The 17,724-nt window shown below is 74.0% G+C and carries 14 protein-coding genes; 8 read left to right on the plus strand and 6 right to left on the minus strand.

Translation table 11 applies throughout. The features are described from left to right. Positions 1-89 precede the first annotated feature (89 nt). A complete protein-coding gene (locus ABZ858_RS24275) occupies positions 90-2,120 on the plus strand; it encodes a glycoside hydrolase domain-containing protein (protein ID WP_361382262.1) in 2,031 nt (676 codons plus the stop codon). Positions 2,121-2,248: 128 nt separating this feature from the next. After that, the gene (locus tag ABZ858_RS24280; protein ID WP_361382265.1) at positions 2,249-3,406 is read left to right on the plus strand and encodes an FG-GAP-like repeat-containing protein; all 1,158 of its coding nucleotides are present in this window, start codon (positions 2,249-2,251) and stop codon (positions 3,404-3,406) included. Positions 3,407-3,529: 123 nt separating this feature from the next. Here ABZ858_RS24280 and ABZ858_RS24285 read toward each other — a convergent pair whose 3' ends face one another. The 3 genes from ABZ858_RS24285 to ABZ858_RS24295 all read right to left on the minus strand — a co-directional run bounded on the left by ABZ858_RS24285 (position 3,530) and on the right by ABZ858_RS24295 (position 5,701). Beyond that, positions 3,530-3,841 (minus strand): DUF3040 domain-containing protein, encoded by a 312-nt coding sequence (locus tag ABZ858_RS24285; protein ID WP_361382268.1) that lies wholly within the window; start codon positions 3,839-3,841, stop codon positions 3,530-3,532. A 66-nt stretch (positions 3,842-3,907) separates the two neighbouring features. Beyond that, entirely contained in the window at positions 3,908-4,837 is a 930-nt protein-coding gene (locus ABZ858_RS24290; RefSeq protein WP_361382808.1) for a polysaccharide pyruvyl transferase family protein, read from the minus strand. A 117-nt stretch (positions 4,838-4,954) separates the two neighbouring features. After that, positions 4,955-5,701 carry an MgtC/SapB family protein gene (locus ABZ858_RS24295; protein ID WP_361382271.1) on the minus strand — a complete coding sequence of 249 codons (747 nt, stop codon included), beginning with the start codon at positions 5,699-5,701 and terminating at the stop codon, positions 4,955-4,957. Between the two features lie 128 nt (positions 5,702-5,829). On the opposite strand from ABZ858_RS24295, the gene ABZ858_RS24300 reads away from it, so the two are divergent. From ABZ858_RS24300 to ABZ858_RS24315, 4 genes are all read left to right on the plus strand, one after another. Then, positions 5,830-6,315 (plus strand): TIGR03668 family PPOX class F420-dependent oxidoreductase, encoded by a 486-nt coding sequence (locus tag ABZ858_RS24300; RefSeq protein WP_361382274.1) that lies wholly within the window; start codon positions 5,830-5,832, stop codon positions 6,313-6,315. A 29-nt stretch (positions 6,316-6,344) separates the two neighbouring features. Then, positions 6,345-7,460: a winged helix DNA-binding domain-containing protein gene (locus ABZ858_RS24305; protein ID WP_361382277.1), complete on the plus strand. Its 1,116-nt coding sequence runs from the start codon at positions 6,345-6,347 to the stop codon at positions 7,458-7,460. A 397-nt stretch (positions 7,461-7,857) separates the two neighbouring features. Further along, positions 7,858-8,724: a LysR family transcriptional regulator gene (locus ABZ858_RS24310; RefSeq protein ID WP_361382280.1), complete on the plus strand. Its 867-nt coding sequence runs from the start codon at positions 7,858-7,860 to the stop codon at positions 8,722-8,724. Positions 8,725-8,769: 45 nt separating this feature from the next. Continuing rightward, entirely contained in the window at positions 8,770-9,030 is a 261-nt protein-coding gene (locus tag ABZ858_RS24315; RefSeq protein ID WP_361382283.1) for a tautomerase family protein, read from the plus strand. 127 nt (positions 9,031-9,157) lie between these two features. On the opposite strand, the gene ABZ858_RS24320 is transcribed toward ABZ858_RS24315, so the two are convergent. The 3 genes from ABZ858_RS24320 to ABZ858_RS24330 form a co-directional block, all read right to left on the minus strand. Further along, positions 9,158-9,982, minus strand: a complete 825-nt coding sequence (locus ABZ858_RS24320) for a serine protease (protein ID WP_361382286.1) — start codon at positions 9,980-9,982, stop codon at positions 9,158-9,160. 275 nt (positions 9,983-10,257) lie between these two features. After that, positions 10,258-13,095: an AAA family ATPase gene (locus ABZ858_RS24325; protein WP_361382289.1), complete on the minus strand. Its 2,838-nt coding sequence runs from the start codon at positions 13,093-13,095 to the stop codon at positions 10,258-10,260. A 228-nt stretch (positions 13,096-13,323) separates the two neighbouring features. Then, on the minus strand, positions 13,324-14,163 hold the full coding sequence (locus ABZ858_RS24330) for a LuxR C-terminal-related transcriptional regulator (RefSeq protein WP_361382292.1): 840 nt from the start codon (positions 14,161-14,163) through the stop codon (positions 13,324-13,326). 134 nt (positions 14,164-14,297) lie between these two features. Between ABZ858_RS24330 and ABZ858_RS24335 the strand changes: the two genes are divergently transcribed. Next, positions 14,298-15,971 carry an AMP-binding protein gene (locus tag ABZ858_RS24335; RefSeq protein WP_361382295.1) on the plus strand — a complete coding sequence of 558 codons (1,674 nt, stop codon included), beginning with the start codon at positions 14,298-14,300 and terminating at the stop codon, positions 15,969-15,971. Then, positions 15,968-17,635: an AMP-binding protein gene (locus ABZ858_RS24340; RefSeq protein WP_361382298.1), complete on the plus strand. Its 1,668-nt coding sequence runs from the start codon at positions 15,968-15,970 to the stop codon at positions 17,633-17,635. The genes ABZ858_RS24335 and ABZ858_RS24340 overlap by 4 nt, the downstream gene beginning before the upstream one ends. Positions 17,636-17,724: the final 89 nt, after the last annotated feature.

The raw sequence follows: 17,724 nt of genomic DNA on the forward strand, positions 1-17,724 counted from the left end.
CGCGCCCTGTCCGCGCGCCCGAATCCCAGGCCCGTGCCCGCACAGCGGTCTGCCCGCCCGCCCATCGGCCCCTCTGTCCGAAGGAAGTCATGAACAGCCGTCACCTGAGACGCGCCGCATCCTCCCTCACCGCCGCCTGCGCCGTCACCGCCCTGCTCCAGTGCGGCGCGTCCGCCTCCGCCGCCGAGTCGGCCACCACCGTCGCCTACCACGGCCTCACCCTCCAGGTCCCCGCCCACTGGACCGTGGTCGACCTCGCCGCCGACCCCCACACCTGCGTGCGGATGGACCAGCACACCGTCTACCTCGGACACCCGGGAACCGAGCAGAACTGCCCCACCCATGTCATCGCGGAGAAGACCGAGGCGATCGTCCTGGAGACGTTCGCCGGCGCCGGCCCCCGCTACGACATACCCCAGGTCGACGTCCCCGCCGGCTCGTCCGCGCCGAAGACCCTGCCGGCCACGGACTCCCGGGAGGCGCGGCTGGCGTTCGAGGGCGCCGGCGTCTACCTGACCGCCAGTCACGGGGCGTCCCAGGCCGCCATCGACCAGCTGCTGAGCACCGTCGGCACCGACGCCGCCGCCAAGCCCCAGTCCGCTCCTTCCCCCGCACCGCAAGCCGGCCGCAGGACGGCCGCGCTCGCCGCCGTGGCCCCGAGCACCGGCTACAAGGGCAAGGCGTTCGACGCCTGCTCGGCGCCCTCCTCGGGAGCCATGGGCGACTGGGCGTCCTCCCCCTACCGGGGCGTGGCCGTCTACATGGGCGGCCCGAGCCGCGCCTGCGCGCAGCCCAACCTGAGTGCCGCGTGGGTGAGCCAGCGCAGCGCGGACGGCTGGCACGTGATGCCCATCTACGCCGGTCTCCAGGCGGCGAGCATCTCGTCGTCGAGCGCGAACAGCCAGGGCAGGGCGGCCGCCGACGCGGCCGTGGGCCTCGCCCAGGACCTCGGCTTCGCCCCCGGCACCGTGCTCTACATCGACATGGAGTCGTACTCCTCCGGCTACCGCTCGACCGTCCTCGACTACCTGTCCGGCTGGACGGAGCGCATCCAGGAACTGCACTACCGCTCCGGCGTGTACAGCTCCTCCAGCTCCGGGATCAACGACCTCTCCGACGTCTACTCGTCCTCCACGCTCAAGCGCCCCGACGTGGTCTGGATGGCCAACTGGAACGGCCAGGCCGACACCGACGACAGCTTCGTCCCCGCGAGCCAGTGGGCCGACCACCAGCGCGTGCACCAGTACGCCGGCAACGTCACCGAGACCTACGGCGGCACCACGATCCAGATCGACCGGGACTACGTCGACGTCGGCACCGCCACCACGGTCGCGGACCCGGGGATGACGAATCTGACGGCGGGTGACTTCAACGGTGACGGGAAGGCCGATCTGGTCGGGGTGGAGGTGTCGACGGGGAAGTTGTGGCTGTACCCGAACCCGAACATCGGTGCGGCGTCGTCGCGGGTGGAGATCGGTTCCGGTGGGTGGAACGGTATGGCGAATCTGGCCGCCGGTGATCTGAACCAGGACGGCAAGGACGACATCGTCGGCACGGAGAAGTCCAGCGGCAAGCTGTTCCTTTACAAGGGCACGGGTTCGGGTCTGTCGTCGCGTACGGAGATCGGTTCGGGTGGCTGGAACGGCATGTCGAACATCTTCGTGGGCGACTTCAACGGCGACGGCATCGACGATGTCGGCGGCAACGAGATCGACACGGGCAAGCTCTACCTCTACAAGGGCAAGGGCGACGGCACGATCTCAGGTATGAGCGGCCGGGTGGAGATCGGTTCCGGTGGCTGGAACGGTGTCAACAAGGTGGTCAGCCCGGGTGACATGAACAAGGACGGCAAGGACGACTTGGTCGCCACGGAGAAGTCGACCGGCAAGCTCTACCTGTACAAGGGGACGGGTTCGGGTCTGTCGTCGCGTATGGAGATCGGTTCGGGCGGCTGGAACGGTATCTCGGGCTACGCGGGCGCCGACTTCAGTGGTGACGGTGTGGGCGACCTGGCTGCCGTCGAGTCCGACCCGGGCGAGACCGGCAAGCTCTATCTCTACAAGGGCACCGGCAGTGGCGGGCTGAACTCCCGCACCGAGGTCGGCAGCGGCGGCTGGTAACACGAGAACGCCGGGCGGGGCCGCCTGGCACAACGAGCCCGCGGCCCCGCCCTTCTCCGTGCCCGTCTCCCTTCACCCTCCCCCATTCGCCCTTCACCCTTCACCCTGAAAGGTTCGGTCGCCTTCCCATGACCGCGTTCACTCCCCGTCGCGTCGTCGTCGCACTCGCCGGCCTGCTCACCGTGCCGCTCCTGTCCACCACCGCCTCGGCGGCCTCGGTCAGCACCTGGGACAAGGTGGCCCACTGCGAGAGCCACGACGACTGGACCATCGTCAGCAACACGACCCCCGCCTACTACGGCGGCCTCCAGATCAACCTCGCCAACTGGCGGTACTACGGCGGCACCGCCTACGCGGCCTACCCCAACCAGGCGACCAAGAAAGAGCAGATCCTCATAGCCGAGAAGATCCTCGCGGACCAGGGCGCCGGGGCCTGGACGTGCAGTCCCGGCACCGGACTCGCCACCGACCACGCGGACCCGTACCCCGATCCGCCCACCGATCCGGGGATGACGAATCTGACGGCGGGTGACTTCAACGGTGACGGGAAGGCCGATCTGGTCGGGGTGGAGGTGTCGACGGGGAAGCTGTGGCTGTACCCGAACCCGAACATCGGTGCGGCGTCTTCGCGGGTGGAGATCGGTTCCGGTGGTTGGAACGGTATGGCGAACCTGGCCGCCGGTGATCTGGACCAGGACGGCAAGGACGACATCGTCGGCACGGAGAAGTCCAGCGGCAAGCTGTTCCTTTACAAGGGCACCGGCTCGGGCCTCGCATCTCGTACGGAGATCGGTTCGGGTGGCTGGAACGGCATGTCGAACATCTTCGTGGGCGACTTCAACGGTGATGGCATCGATGACGTCGGCGGCAACGAGATCGACACGGGCAAGCTCTACCTCTACAAGGGCAAGGGTGACGGGACGATTTCGGGTGCGAGTGGCCGGGTGGAGATCGGTTCCGGTGGCTGGAACGGTGTCGACAAGGTGGTCAGCCCGGGTGACATGAACAAGGACGGCAAGGACGACTTGGTCGCCACGGAGAAGTCGACCGGCAAGCTCTACCTGTACAAGGGGACGGGTTCGGGTCTGTCGTCGCGTACGGAGATCGGTTCCGGTGGCTGGAACGGTATCTCGGGCTACGCGGGCGCCGACTTCAGTGGTGACGGTGTCGGTGACCTGGCCGCCGTCGAGTCCGACCCGGGCGAGACCGGCAAGCTCTATCTCTACAAGGGCACCGGCAGCGGCGGGCTGAACTCCCGCACCGAGGTCGGCAGCGGCGGCTGGTAGGCCCCGCCGACCCGCCAATCCCAGCCCCCGGCCTTGGAGATCGGGTCGACCGGCAGACAGCGGGCCCCGCCGTGGTGCGTACCACGGCGGGGCCCGCGTGCGTCCGGTCCGGACCGACCCGCCTCAGCCCGTCCGCGACCACCGGCACAGCAGCCGGAACGCGGCGAACAGGGCCACCGGCCACACCACGGCGAACCCCCAGATGACGCCCGGCTCGGAGGTGACGGCCCCGGCCGTCATGAGGGCGACGGAGACCGCGAGCAGCAGCCCCACGACCCAGGGGCGGGGCGTGTAGGCCGCGATCCGGGACAGGTCGGGGCGCCGCCGCCGGCGCGTGCTGCCGAGCCTGCGGACCAGCCGCCGGTCCTGGCTCAGGGCGTGCTCTATCTCGTCCAGGATCCGCTGTTCGCGATCGGGGAGTCTGTTTGTCGACACTGTTGCTCCTACGGGGGACCGGGCTGCCTGCCGCCTCATGTGCCGGGTGCCCGGACGCCCCGCGCGCTAACCGGCGCGCACCGCCCGCAGTGCCTCCAGGAGCCCCGTCGCCGCGTCCGTGGGCGTACCCGTCGCGAACTCGTCGCGGATCTGCCGGGCGGCGACCCGTCCCGAGGTCAGGCACCATTCCCACCAGCGGTCCAGTTCGGCCGGGCCCGCCCGCTCCAGGCGTTCGGCGGGCACCAGGGCGGGCCAGCCGCAGGCGCGCGCCTGGGCGCTGACCTTCGCGCCCCCGGCGACCGGGTCCACGGCCAGCGCGGGCGTGCCGGCGCGCAGCGCGAGCACCATCCCGTGCAGCCGGTCGGTGACGACCAGATCCAGGCGCAGCAGTACCGACTCCAGCTGGGCGGGGGTCGCGCACAGCCGCCAGTCGTGGGTGTCGAGCCGGGTGTCCAGCTCCAGCCGCGCGCAGTCCTTGCCGTGCAGCCAGGAGGTGAGGTGCCCGGCGACCGTGTCGTGGCGGCGGGCCGGCCCGTACTCGTGCTGCCCGTGCGTGAGGATCACCCCGACCACGGGCCGCGCCGGGAGGGCGGGGGCGCCGGCCGCCAGGTCGAGGGACGGCCCGGTGCCCTGACCGTCCCGGGCCAGTACGTGGTGGAAGCCGGTCACCGCCGGGCTGCCGGGGTCGATCACGGAAGTGCCCACCGCGATCCGCAGGCAGCGCGCGAACCGGTGGTGCAGCTCCTCGACCTGCGGCCCGTGCAGTGGACCGCACACGAACACCAGCCAGCCGTACCGGTCGGGCGAGACCTCGTCCAGCTGCGGGGCGTCGGCCCGGAAACCGGGGCTCCAGGCGACGTCGTAGGGCAGCCCGGCCCGTTGCAGCACGTCCTCCACCCGGTGCAGGGCCAGCACGTCCCCGGCGGTCGCCTCCCCGTCCGGGAAGCTGAACCACCCGGCGAGCAGGGCGCGCGCGGCACGCGGTGGCGGGTACACAGCGCGCCCCGGGTGCCCGTCCGCCGGGACGCCATGCACCGCGTTCACCCGCCCGCACCGCGTTCACCCGCCCGGCCGAACACCGCTCGCGGCCCGGACCCGAGGCCCGGGGCGCGGCTACTCCTCCTGCTCCTCCTCGTCCCGCCCGAGGTTCAGCTCGACGTCCACCACCCCGTCGTCCCGGAACAGCTCGGACGCCAGCTCCCCGGCGTTCGCGGTGCCCTCCAGGCGCAGCAGGACGCGGGCCGCCGAGTCGGTGCGGCCGGGCAGCCGGTCGGCCTTGACCTCCAGGATGCGAAAGCCCCGCCGGGTGCACGCCTCCATCAGCCGGGGCAGCAGCGCCCGGCCGGTCAGATACGTCAGCCGGACCTCGACCGTGGCGGGCAGCGCGCCGCCGCGCACGAGCTTGTGCGAGAGCCGGGGATACCCGCGCACCACCAGGAAGTGCAGCACGGTGGTGGCCAGCGCCAGGATCGGCAGCCCGCCCCCGCAGGCCATGCCGACCGCGCAGGTCAGCCAGATGGTGGCGGCGGTGGTCAGCCCGCGTACCGCGTCCCGCCGTACGAAGATCAGGCCGCCGCCGATGAAGCCGATGCCGGAGACGATCTGGGCGGCCACCCGGGACGGGTCGAAGGACACGTGCTCCAGGCCGAGCACATTGGCGAACCCGTGCTGGGACACCTCCATCATCAGCGCGCTGGCGACACCGACCAGGGTGTGGGTGCGCAGCCCGGCGCTCTTCTGGTGGGCCTCGCGCTCCCAGCCGATCAGGCTGGACAGCACCAGCGCGAGCCCCAGCTCGGCCAGCTGGCGCAGACCCTGCCCGTTGGCCACGTCCCACAGCGGAACCGCGAGCTGCGGCATGCGTCTCCCTTCGCCGGTGTCCCCTTTGGTCCCCGCCTTGGTCCCCGCCGCCATGGTGTGACCGAAGCGGTGCCGAGAGGGTACCCATTCCATGATCGCCCTCACGCGCCCGGGAAGGAGGCGGGCAGGTGCCGCGCATGGACCGCGAGGAGGCCCGGCGGCGGTTCACGGCCGCGCGGGTGGCGCGCCTGGCCACCGTGGACGCGGCCGGGCGCCCCCGGCTGGTGCCGGTGGTGTTCGCCGTCGGCGGCGCGGACCGGATCGTCACGGCGGTCGACCACAAGCCGAAGAGCACCACCCGGCTGCGGCGGCTGAGCGACATCGCCGTGCACCCGTCCGTGTGCCTGCTGGCGGACGCCTACGGCGAGGACTGGGCGGGGCTGTGGTGGGTCCGGGCCGACGGCACCGCCCGCGTCCTGCCGCCCGGTGACGCGGACGCCGTCGCGTGCCGGGACCGGCGGGAGGCGCTGGCGCTGCTGGGGGACAAGTACCCGCAGTACGCCGGGCGTCCGCCGCAGGGCCCGGTCGTGACGATCACCGTGCGCCGCTGGACGGGCTGGTGCGCGGCCCCGCCGCCCCCGGAACGACCCGACGCCCCCGATCGCGGACCGTAGCTGTCCGCAAGCCTCGCTGGCGTGCGGGCATGACGAAGACGACGGCCTCCGTGGCGGCCCGGCCCGTGCTCGGCGCCCGCGCCGTGAACCGCGCGACCCTCGCCCGCCGGCTCCTGCTGCGCCGCGCGCCGCTGTCCGCCCGGGCCGCCGTCGAACACCTTCTCGGCCTCCAGGCGCAGCACGTCCAGCCGCCCTACCTCGCCCTCGCCGCCCGGCTGGACGGGTTCACGCCCGGCGAGCTGTCCGGGCTCCTGGCCGACCGCGAGGTGGTCCGCATCGTCACCCTGCGCTCGACCCCGCACGCCCACACCGCCGACGACTGCCTCGCCCTGCGCCCCCTGGTCCAGCCCGCCCGCACCCGTGAACTGACCCAGTTCCGTACGGGGCTCGCCGGCGTCGACCTCGACCGGCTCGCCGCCCTCGCCCGCGACCTCGTCGAGAGCGCGCCACGCACCATGGGGCAACTGCGCGAGGCGCTGCGCGGCACCTGGCCGGACGCCGCCCCGCAGGCCCTCGGCGTCGCCGCCCGCTGCCTGCTCCCGCTGGTCCAGGTCACCCCGCGCGGGCTGTGGGGCCGCAGCGGGCAGGTGGCCTTCACCACCGCCGAACACTGGCTCGGCCGTACCGCCGGACCGGCGCCGGACCTCCGGGACACAGTCCTGCGCCACCTCGCCGCCTACGGGTCCGCCTCCGTCCAGGACATGCAGACCTGGGCGGGACTGACCCGGCTGCGCGCCGCCTTCGAACAGCTCCGCCCCGGCCTGCTCACCTTCCGGGACGAGAACGGCGTCGAGCTGTTCGACCGCCCCGACGCGCCCCGCCCCGGCCCGGACACCCCGGCCCCGCCCCGCTTCCTGCCCGAGTTCGACAACCTGCTGCTCTCCCACGCCGACCGCGCCCGCGTGGTGCCTGCCCACCTCAAGGGCCGCAACGCGCGGGGCAACCAGGCCCACCGCACCCTCCTCGCCGACGGCTTCCTGGCCGGCCTGTGGAAGCCGGACGGCGACACGCTCGTCGTCCGGCCCTTCGCCGAGCTGACCCGCGCCCAGCGCCAGGAGGTGGCCGACGAGGGCCTGCGCATGATGACCGTCCTGCACCCGGGGACGCCGTACACCGTCCGATTCGGCCCGATCACCGCCCGGTGACCCGCACCCGGTCCCGGCCGCAGGCCCGCCGTCCGGGCCGGTCCGGTCGCAGGCTCGCGACCCGGTCCCGGCTCCTGGTCCGCCACCTGGTCCCGGCCCCGGTCGCGGGCCCGCCGTCCGGGCCGGTCCGGTCGCAGGCTCGCGACCCGGTCCCGGCCCCTGGTCCGCCCCCCGGTCCCGGCCCCGGCCGCAGGCCCGTACTCCGGACCGGCCGCAGGCCCGCCCCCGGCCCCGGCCGCAGGCCCGCCCCCCCCGGTCCCGGCCGCAGGCCCGCCCCCCGGTCCCGGCCGCAGGCCCGCCCCCCGGGGCCGGCCACAAGCCGGCCCCGGACCCGCACGCTCCCCACGCGAAGCCCTGGCCAGAAACTCCGCAAGCGTCGGAAACCAGAGTCTGGCCCATGGAACTGCGGCAGCTCACCTACTTCGTCACCGTGGCCGAGGAGTTGCACTTCGGCCGGGCGGCGGACCGCCTGCACATCGTGCAGTCGGCCGTCAGCCAGCAGATCCAGCGGCTGGAACGGGACCTGGGCGCCGAGCTGTTCGACCGCTCGCCGCGCCGGGTGCGGCTGACGGCGGCGGGGGAGCGGCTGCTGCCCCAGGCGCGTACAGTGCTCGCGGCGGCGGAGCGGGCCCGGGCGGCCGTCGCCCCGCCGGCCGGGCTGCGCATCGGCACCAGCACCGGCCTCGGCGGCCATCTGGACCGGGTGCTCGCCGCGTTCGCCGAACGCGCCCCCGACGTGCCGGTCGAACTGGCCTCGCTGCCGGTCGCCGACCGGCCGGCCCGGGTCGCGGGCGGCGAGCTGGACGCGGCGTTCGTCCGCGCCGCCGACCCCGTGCCCGGCCTGCGGGTGGTGCCCCTGTGGCAGGACCCGCTGGTGGCCGCCCTGCCCGCGAGCCACCCGCTGGCCGCCCGGGCGGAGCTGGACCTCGCCGAGCTGGCCGGCCTGCCGCTCACCCTCACCTCGCGCCGGGACAACCCGGCCCTGGTCGACCTCGTCATCGGCGCCTGCCACGCGGCCGGGTTCGAGCCGCCGCCCGGACCGGCCGGCGGCTCGCTCCAGGACACCCTGGCCACCATCGGCACCCGCCCGCTGTGGACCGTCGTGTACGCCTCCCACGCCGGACTGCTGCACAGCCCCCGGGTGGCCTTCGTGCCCTTCCGCGCGCCGGGCCTGGCGCTGCCCACCGGGCTTGCCGTCCGCGCCGCCGGCCCCTCCCCGCACGTGGACACCCTGCTGGTGGCCTGCGGCGATCACCGGAACTGATCGCTGCGGCCGCGGACTGCCCCTTGGCCGCGGGCCCCGGACGCGGTGGACTGGACCCACCGCACAGCGAGCGGCCACAGCCGCCGGAACCGAGGGAGTCAGCCATGCCGATCGTCACCGTCCAGCAGGGCCCGCGCGACATCGAACAAGCGCGACCTGGTCAAGCGCGTCACCGACGCCTTCGTCGACGCGTACCACATCCCGGCCGAGACCGTGCAGGTGTGGATCCACGAGGTCCCCGCGGACAGCTGGGGCGTGGCCGGGAAGCTCACCGCGGAACAAGTAGCGCTCACCGCGGACGCGTAGCGGGCGCCGCGCGGCGCGGGGGACCGCGCGGACGCGAAGGCCGCGTGGAGAGGGGGCGTTGCGGGCCGCTCGTGGTGGCCCGCAACGCCCCCTGGCGTGCACCCGGGGGGTTCCGCCCCCGGGAGTCCTAGGAGCCGAGCTGCGCGTCGACGAGGCGGGAGAACGTGGCCAGCCGGGTGTAGACCCCCGGATAACCCGCCTCGGCGCAGCCGTTGCCCCAGGAAGTGATCCCTGCCAGGACGCCCCCGACTAGCAGGGGACCGCCGCTGTCGCCCTGGCAGGTGTCTGTGCCGCCGGAGGTGTATCCGGCGCAAACCATGTCGCTCGCGACGAAGTCGGAGCCATACGCGTCCGCGCACCCGCTGTCGGGCACGACCGGCACGGTCGCGGTCCGCAACTGGCGCGAGGGACCGCCGCTTTCCGAGGTGGTGCCCCAGCCCAGGACACGGGCGGTGGTGCCGGCCGCGTACACGCCGGTGCGGCCGGCGCGGACGTACTGCGCGGCGGTGTACGGCATCGGGGCCGCCAGGGTCAGCACGGCCACGTCCGAGCCGTCGGCCGTGTTCGTGTAGTGCGGGTCGACCCAGATGCCGCTGACCCTGCCCACCGTGCCGTCGGAGCCGTCGAGATAGGTGCGCCCGCCCACCACGCGCAGGCCGGCCGCGCTCTCCCCGGCCACGCAGTGCGCCGCGGTGACCACCTTGCGGGCCGCGACCAGGGTGCCGCCGCAGAACTGGTTGCCGGACGCGTCCGTGAGCTGCATGACGAACGGGTAGGCGGACGCCGTGGTCGTCGTGCCGCCGACCACGGACTGGGGGAGGCCGGTCACGGGACGGGCGGCAGCGACGGCGGAGGGGGCGGTGAGGAGCGTGGCCGCGGCGGCGGCACCGGCCGCGAGTGCGGCGGTGGTCCGTCCGGCACGCGTCCCTCTGACGCGGGTGAGGCCGAACATGCGTCTCCTCGTGGTGCTGGCCGGCGGGGTCGCACGGGCGGTGGGGCTGAGCACGGCGGATCCTGGGATCCGGTGCTCGGACTCCCGCGTGCCCGGGCGAGCGGCACGTCCCTCACGCTAGGGGCCTGCCCGGCCGCCTCCAATGAGGGAACCCCCTAACGGAGCCGGTCAGGGAAAACCCTCGATCGTCACCCGGTCGTCACCCGGACGTCGTCATACGGACGTCGCCGGGCGGCCCGCACTGGATCCACGCGGCCAGTCAACCCGCGCCCCGCTCACTTCGCGCGCCGGGCTGCCGCCAATCGGACGATGTCCACCCGCGAACGGATCCCCAGCTTGCGGTAGACCCGGGTCAGCGTCGCCTCCACCGTCTTCACGCTGATGAACAGCCGTGCGGCGATCTCCCGGTTGGTCGAACCCTCCATGACCAGCGCCGCCACCTGGCGTTCCATCGAGGCCAGTTGGTCCAGCGCCGCGGGGACCACCTCCGGCTGCGCCGGACGGGCGACGGCGGCGGCCTCCACCCGGCGCAGCCACGGCAGCGCCCGGCAGCGCCGGAACAGGCGCGCCGCCTCCTCGTACACCGTCGGGGCCGGCCGGGCGGTCCCCCCGGTCCGGGGGAAGCCGTAGGCCGGCGGCAGGGCGCGCAGCCGGGCCAGCGCGAACGCGGCCCGCGCCTCCTCCAGGCCGTTGCCCAGCTTCGCCAGCCGGTCCTGCGCGGAGGTCAGCCGGGCCACGGCGCTGTCCTGGTCGCCGTGGGCCGCCCGCACCAGCGCCTCGGACCGGTCCAGGACGGCCAGCACGCTCTCCCGGCCGAGGCGCAGCGCGTGCGCGCGGGCCGCGTCGATGACCTGCTGCGCCTCGCCCGGCTCCCCGACCAACACCAGCGCCTCGGCCAGGTCGCCGTGCCAGCGGCCCCGCGCCGGGTCGGTGATGCCGAGCCCCACCTCCAGCTCCCGCACCCGGCGCAGCGCGGCGACGGCGGCCGGGGCGTCCCCGGCGACCAGTTGGGCGTATCCGAGGGCGGCCAGCGCCCGGGAGAGGTACATCTGGTCGCCGTCCTCCTCGGCGAGCCCGACCGCCTCCCGGGCCAGCTCCAGCGCCCGCTCGGTGTCCCCGCCGGACGCCTCGGCGAAGCAGGCCAGCATCGCCGAGGCGCCCTCGCCGATACCGGCGTCCCGGGCCAGCCGCAGGCTCTCCCGGGCCAGTTCGAGGGCCCGGCCGCAGTGCCCGGCGCGCAGTTCGGTCTCGGCGAGCAGCCGCAGGAAGTGCACCTCGCTCTCGGCCATGCCGCGCCGCCGCACCTCGCGCAGCAGCCCGGTGATGGTGGCCCGCGCCTCGGTGAGCCGGTCGCTCATCAGCAGGAAGCGGTAACGGGCCGAGCCGACGCCGTTGTGGTGGCAGGCCACGTACGGGTCCTGCGGCTCGGTCAGGGCGCGTCTGATGGTGGCGGGCGCGTCCGGATGGCCCATCAGGGTCTCGGTGGACGCCTGGAAGGCGAGCGCCATCAGCTCGGTGCGGCGGTCGTGGCCGCGCGCGGCCAGCTCGGCGGCGTGCGCGGCCTCCTGGCGGGCCTCGTCGAAGTCGCCCTCCACGACCATGCCGCGCCAGGCCAGCTGGTAGTGGACCAGGGCGAGCAGCCCCGGATCGTCACCGGCGTCGGCGAGGGCCTGCGGGAAGACGGCGTCCACGTCGCCGAGGGCCTGCCCGGCGGCCTCGATCACCACCATCCACGCCCGCACCCGTTCGGCGGGCACGGTGGCCCGGGTCAGCACCTCGCGGGCGATGTCCCGGGCGAGGTCCACCTCACCGGCCGTGATGGCGTCCTCGGCGGCCTGCAACCGCCGTTCCTCCGGGCCCGGTTCGCCGTCGGCCGGGGTGTGCCGGGCGGCGAGCAGGCCGAGTGAGGCGGCCACCGAGGGCGCGCCGCGGTCCCGGGCCAGCGCGGCGGCCCCGGCGAGCCGGGCGGCCACCTCCGGGTCGGTGCCGGTGGTGGCCAGCGCCAGGTGCCGGGCGCGCTCTATCGGGTCGGAGGCCGCCGTGGACAGCGCGGCGTGCGCGGCGCGCCGCTCCTGCGCGGGCGCCTCCGCGTACAGCGCGGCGGAGATCAGCGGATGCGCGAACCGTACGGCCGGGCCCTCCGGTTCGGTGGCCAGCAGGCCGAGTCCGGCGGCCTGCGCGCACTCCGCCTCGGCGTTCTCCCGGCCCGCCGCGCGCAGCAGGGCGAGGGTGGGGCGGGCTCCGGCGCTGGCCACCAGGAGGGTGCGGCGGGCCCCGTCGGACAGCATCTCCAGCCGGCTGAGCACCAGCGCCCGCAGCGAGGTCGGCACCGGCAGCGGTTCGCCCGGCCGGGGCGGGGCGGGGGTGCCGGCCAGGGCCCGGCCCAGTTCCAGGGCGAACAGCGGGTTGCCGCCGCTGGTGCGGTGGATCTCGCGGACCGTGGAGCGGGGCAGCCCGGTGTAGCCGCGGTGGTCGAGCAGCGCGGAGACCTGGGCGCGGGTGAGGGGGCCGAGCGGCACCGAGAGGGTGTCGGGCGGGCAGGCGCGCAGCTGGCGGTCGTACTCCTCGTCCTCGGTGCGCACCGCGCACAGCATCCGCACCGGGGTGCCGCCCAGCCGGCGGGCGGCGAAGCCGAGCAGTTCCGCGCTGGCCGCGTCCAGCCACTGGAGGTCGTCGGCGACGATCAGGACGGGGCCCTCGGCGGCCAGCGCGCGCAGCGCGGACAGTACGGCCAGGCGCAGGGCGAGGCCGTCGCGCTGGAGGGTGGACTCGCCGCGTCCGGTGAGCGCGGACTCCAGCGCGGTGCGCTGGGCGGCGGGCAGGGCGCCGGCCACGTCGTCCAGGACCAGGCCGAAGAGGTCGGCCAGGGCGAGGAACGGCAGGTGCGATTCGGACTCGGTCGCCGAGCAGCGCAACACGGTACGGGCCGCCGGGGCGTATTCCTCGGCCAATGCCCGCAGTACCGTCGACTTTCCTATTCCGGCCGGGCCGTGCAGCAGCACACTGCCGCCCCGGGCGAGCTGCTCACGCGCCGCAGCGGACGGCTCCTCCTGCCCGATGACCAGCTCGGAGCGGCAGCCCGCAGGGCCCTTGAAGTCCCGTCGCACGGTCACCGCTCCCCTCGTGTGTCGTGTCCGGGCCAAATTCTAGGCAACGTGCCCTGGAATTTCGGACCGCTGGGGTGGTGAGGGAAATAACAGCGCCGGAGCATCGGTGAATTCAAAGCCCCGTCGATTGAATACAGACCCCACACGGACAGCCCTTCGAAGGTACCCCGACGACCCGGCGGACGGTACCCACCGCCCACCATGCGGCCACCGGCCGTGAGCCCGCCCCGCCCGTTACGGCAGCACCCCCGCCCGCCGTGCCGCCGTCACCGCCTCGCCGCGGGTGTGGGCGCCCAGTCTGCACATGGCGGAGCGGAGGTAGCTCTTCACCGTCTCGGGGGCCAGACCCAGCCGGGCGGCGGCGGTCGCGTTGGTGGCGCCCGCGGCGACGCAGGCGAGCACGTCCACCTCCCGGGGAGCGAGGCCCACCTCCCGGGCGGGGGCGGCCGCCGCGGTCAGCAGGCCGCAGGCGTCCAGGAGTTCCGCGCGCAGGGCGGGATCGGAGATCCGCGGCGCCAGGGCGCGCAGCGCCGCGTGCGCCTCGCGGACCTGCTCCCAGGCCGCGCCCGGCACCGATTGCCCGGCCACCGGCTCCGGCCGGGCGGCCGCCAGCAGGTCCCGCGCCTCCTCCCGCACCACCAGCGCCTGCTCCACGTCCCGCGCCGCCGCCACCGCCGCGCTCAGCGTGCGCTCCCCGAGCGGCTGGGCCGTGCGCAGCGCCCCGTACAGCACGCCGCGCACCCGGCGCCGTACCACCACCGGCACCGCGAGCACCGAACGCAGCCCCTCCGTCGCCACCGCCGTGTCGTACTCGTGGCTGATCCGCCGGGACAGCGAGTAGTCCGTCACCGCGCAGGGCCGGGCGAGCGCCACCGCCTTGCCGCCCAGCCCGTTGCCGGAGGTCACCGCCAGCGCGCTGAGCGCGAGCGTCGCCGTACCGGTCAGCTCGCTGATCCGCACCCGCGGCCGGCCCGGCTCGACCAGCCCGCCGAAGGCGACCGGCAGACCCGTCGCCCGGCGCAGCCGTACCAGCGCACCCCGGATCTCCACCGCCCCGTACGCCTCCGCCGTCACCCGCTCACCCCTTCGCCGCCGACCCGCGCCCACCACACCCCCGTTCGGGGGTAGTGAGACCTGCATCACGGATTACACGATTGAGCCGAGCCGTACCGCAAGGGTCCGGATGCCGGACCGCACCTGGAGGACAGATGACGACGGCGACGGAGACCTTCCGCGCGGCGCGGGACTTCCTGCTGGAACACCGTGACGACTACGCCACGGCGTACGCCGGCTTCGAGTGGCCCCGCCCCGAGCACTTCAACTGGGCACTGGACTGGTTCGACGCCGTCGCCGAGGGCAACGACCGCACCGCCCTGCACATCGTCGAGGAGGACGGCACCGAGGTCCGCCTGTCCTTCGCCGAGCTGTCCGAGCGCTCCGACCGCGCCGCGAACTGGCTGCGCGACCGCGGGGTCGCCGCCGAGGACCGGGTCCTCGTCGTGCTCGGCAACCAGGCCGAGCTGTGGGAGACCGCGCTCGCCGCGATGAAACTGCGCGCCGTCGTCATCCCCGCCACCCCGCTCCTCGGCCCCGCCGACCTGCGCGACCGCGTGCGCCGCGGCCGGGTCAAGCACGTGATCGCGCGCGCCGAGGACACCGCCAAGTTCGAGGAGGTGCCCGGCGCCTACACCCGGATCGCGGTCGGCGGCCTGCCCGTCGAGGGCTGGGAGCCGTACGAGGACGTGTACGCCGCCCCCGCCGGGTTCCTCCCCGACGGCCCCACCCTCGCCGACGACCCGCTGATGCTCTACTTCACCTCGGGCACCACCGCCCACCCCAAGCTGGTCGAGCACACCCACACCTCGTACCCCATCGGGCACCTGGCCACCATGTACTGGATCGGCCTCAAGCCCGGCGACGTGCACCTGAACATCTCCTCGCCCGGCTGGGCCAAGCACGCCTGGTCCAACCTGTTCGCCCCGTGGAACGCCGAGGCGACCGTCTTCGTCCACAACTACACCCGCTTCGACCCGGCCCGGCTGATGGCCGAGATGGACCGCGCCGGCGTCACCACCTTCTGCGCCCCGCCGACCGTGTGGCGGATGCTCATCCAGGCCGACCTGACCCGGCTGGACACCCCGCCCCGCGAGGTCGCCGCCGCGGGCGAACCGCTCAACCCGGAGGTCGTCGAACAGGTCCGGCGGGCCTGGGGGGTGACCGTCCGGGACGGGTTCGGGCAGACCGAGACGGCCGTGCAGGTCTCCAACAGCCCCGGCCAGGTGCTGAAGACCGGCTCCATGGGCCGGCCCAGCCCCGGCTACCGCGTCGAACTCCTCGACCCGGTCTCCGGCGCGCCCGGCGCCGCCGAGGGCGAGATCGCGCTCGACCTGTCCGCGCGCCCGGTCGGCCTGATGACCGGCTACCACGGCGACGCCGACCGCACGGCCGAGGCGATGGCCGGCGGCTACTACCGCACGGGTGACGTCGGCCGCCGGGACGAAGAGGGATATATCTTCTATATCGGGCGGGCGGACGATGTCTTCAAGGCATCCGACTACAAGATCAGCCCCTTCGAGCTGGAGAGCGCGCTGCTGGAGCACGAGGCGGTGGCCGAGGCGGCCGTCGTGCCCGCGCCGGACGCGCTGCGCCTGGCCGTCCCGAAGGCGTACGTCGTGCTCGCCGCGGGCTGGCAGCCCGGCCCCGACACCGCCAAGGTGCTTTTCGAGCACTCCCGCCAGGTCCTCGCCCCCTACAAGAGGATCCGCCGACTGGAGTTCGGCGAGCTGCCCAAGACCGTCTCCGGCAAGATCCGCCGGATCGAGCTGCGCGAGGCCACGGCCGGCGGCTCGGACGCCGAGTACCGCGAGGAGGACTTCCGGTGACCGCCGAAGCGTCGTACACCCACGGCACCAGCGCCACCGCCCTGCTCGGCGACACCATCGGCGCCGACCTGGACCGGGCCGTCGCCGCCTGGCCCGGCCGCGAGGCGCTCGTCGACGTCCCCTCCGGCCGGCGCTGGACGTACGCCGAGTTCGCCGCGGACACCGACCGGCTGGCCCGCGCCCTGCTCGCGTCCGGGGTGGCCAAGGGCGACCGGGTCGGCATCTGGGCCGTCAACTGCGCCGAGTGGATGCTGGTCCAGTACGCCACCGCCCGGATCGGCGCGATCATGGTCAACATCAACCCGGCGTACCGCACCCACGAGGTGGAGTACGTCCTCAAGCAGGCGGGCGTCCGCCTGCTCTTCGCCTCGGTGCGGCACAAGTCCAGCGACTACCGGGCGATGGTCGGCGAAGTGCGCGGCAACTGCCCGCAGTTGCGGGAGACCGTCTACTTCGGGGACGCGTCCTGGGACGCGCTGCTCGCCCGCGGCACGGACGACCGGACGGACGACCGGGCGGGCGGCCTGGCCGAGGAGCTGCGAGCGCGCGCCGCCGCCCTGTCCTGCGACGACCCCATCAACATCCAGTACACCTCGGGCACCACCGGCTTTCCCAAGGGAGCCGTCCTCTCCCATCACAACATCCTCAACAACGGTTACTTCGTCGGGGAGTCGGTCGCCTACACCGAGCAGGACCGCATCTGCGTCCCGGTACCCTTCTACCACTGCTTCGGCATGGTGATGGGCAACCTCGCGGCCACCTCGCACGGCGCCTGCGTGGTCATCCCGGCGCCCTCCTTCGACCCGGCGGCCACCCTGGACGCCGTCCAGCGGGAGCGCTGCACCTCCCTGTACGGCGTCCCCACCATGTTCATCGCCGAGCTGAACCTGCCCGGCTTCACGGCGTACGACCTGTCCACCCTGCGCACCGGCATCATGGCCGGCTCGCCCTGCCCGGTGGAGGTGATGAAACGGGTGGTCGCCGAGATGCACATGGAGCAGGTCTCCATCTGCTACGGCATGACCGAGACCTCCCCCGTGTCGCTGCAGACCAGGACGGACGACGACCTCGAACACCGCACCGGCACGGTCGGCCGGGTGCTGCCGCACATCGAGGTGAAGGTCGTCGACCCGGCCACCGGCGTCACCCGGCCCCGCGGTGAGGCGGGCGAGCTGTGCACCCGCGGCTACAGCGTGATGCTCGGCTACTGGGAGGAGCCCGAGAAGACCGCCGAGGCCGTCGACGCGGGCCGCTGGATGCACACCGGGGACCTCGCGGTGATGCGCGAGGACGGCTATGTGGAGATCGTCGGCCGCATCAAGGACATGATCATCCGGGGCGGCGAGAACATCTACCCGCGCGAGATCGAGGAGTTCCTCCACGGCCACCCCGGGATCCGTGACGTCCAGGTCGTCGGGACGCCGCACGAGACGTACGGCGAGGAGGTCCTCGCCTGCGTCGTCCCGCTCGACGCGGCCGACCCGCCCGCACTGGAGGAGATCCGCGCCTTCTGCGCGGGACGGCTGGCCCACTACAAGATCCCCACCCGGCTCGCCGTCCTCGACTCCTTCCCGATGACGGTGTCCGGCAAGGTCCGCAAGATCGAACTGCGCCGCCGGTACGGCGCGGCCGACGCCGTCACCGCGGCGCCGCCGGAGAACTAGCGTCCCCGGAGGCTCAGGACCCCTCCGGCCCGGCACCGCCGGCATCCTCTGCTTCCCCTGCTTCCTCCGCTTCCCCCGCACCCGCCCGT

This window comes from Streptomyces sp. NPDC047017 (assembly GCF_040644175.1).
In the GTDB taxonomy this organism is placed as follows: Bacteria; Actinomycetota; Actinomycetes; order Streptomycetales; family Streptomycetaceae; genus Streptomyces.

Bases quoted from the DNA above. Each gene is read 5' to 3' on its own strand.
- ABZ858_RS24275 (WP_361382262.1), top strand. From the start codon at position 90: ATGAACAGCCGTCACCTGAGACGCGCCGCATCCTCCCTCACCGCCGCC.
- ABZ858_RS24280 (WP_361382265.1), top strand. From the start codon at position 2,249: ATGACCGCGTTCACTCCCCGTCGCGTCGTCGTCGCACTCGCCGGCCTG.
- ABZ858_RS24295 (WP_361382271.1), bottom strand. From the start codon at position 5,701: ATGCCGCAGCTCGCGGTTCCGCTGTGGGACGTGGCCAACGGGCAGGGT.
- ABZ858_RS24305 (WP_361382277.1), top strand. From the start codon at position 6,345: ATGACGAAGACGACGGCCTCCGTGGCGGCCCGGCCCGTGCTCGGCGCC.
- ABZ858_RS24310 (WP_361382280.1), top strand. From the start codon at position 7,858: ATGGAACTGCGGCAGCTCACCTACTTCGTCACCGTGGCCGAGGAGTTG.
- ABZ858_RS24320 (WP_361382286.1), bottom strand. From the start codon at position 9,982: ATGTTCGGCCTCACCCGCGTCAGAGGGACGCGTGCCGGACGGACCACC.
- ABZ858_RS24335 (WP_361382295.1), top strand. From the start codon at position 14,298: ATGACGACGGCGACGGAGACCTTCCGCGCGGCGCGGGACTTCCTGCTG.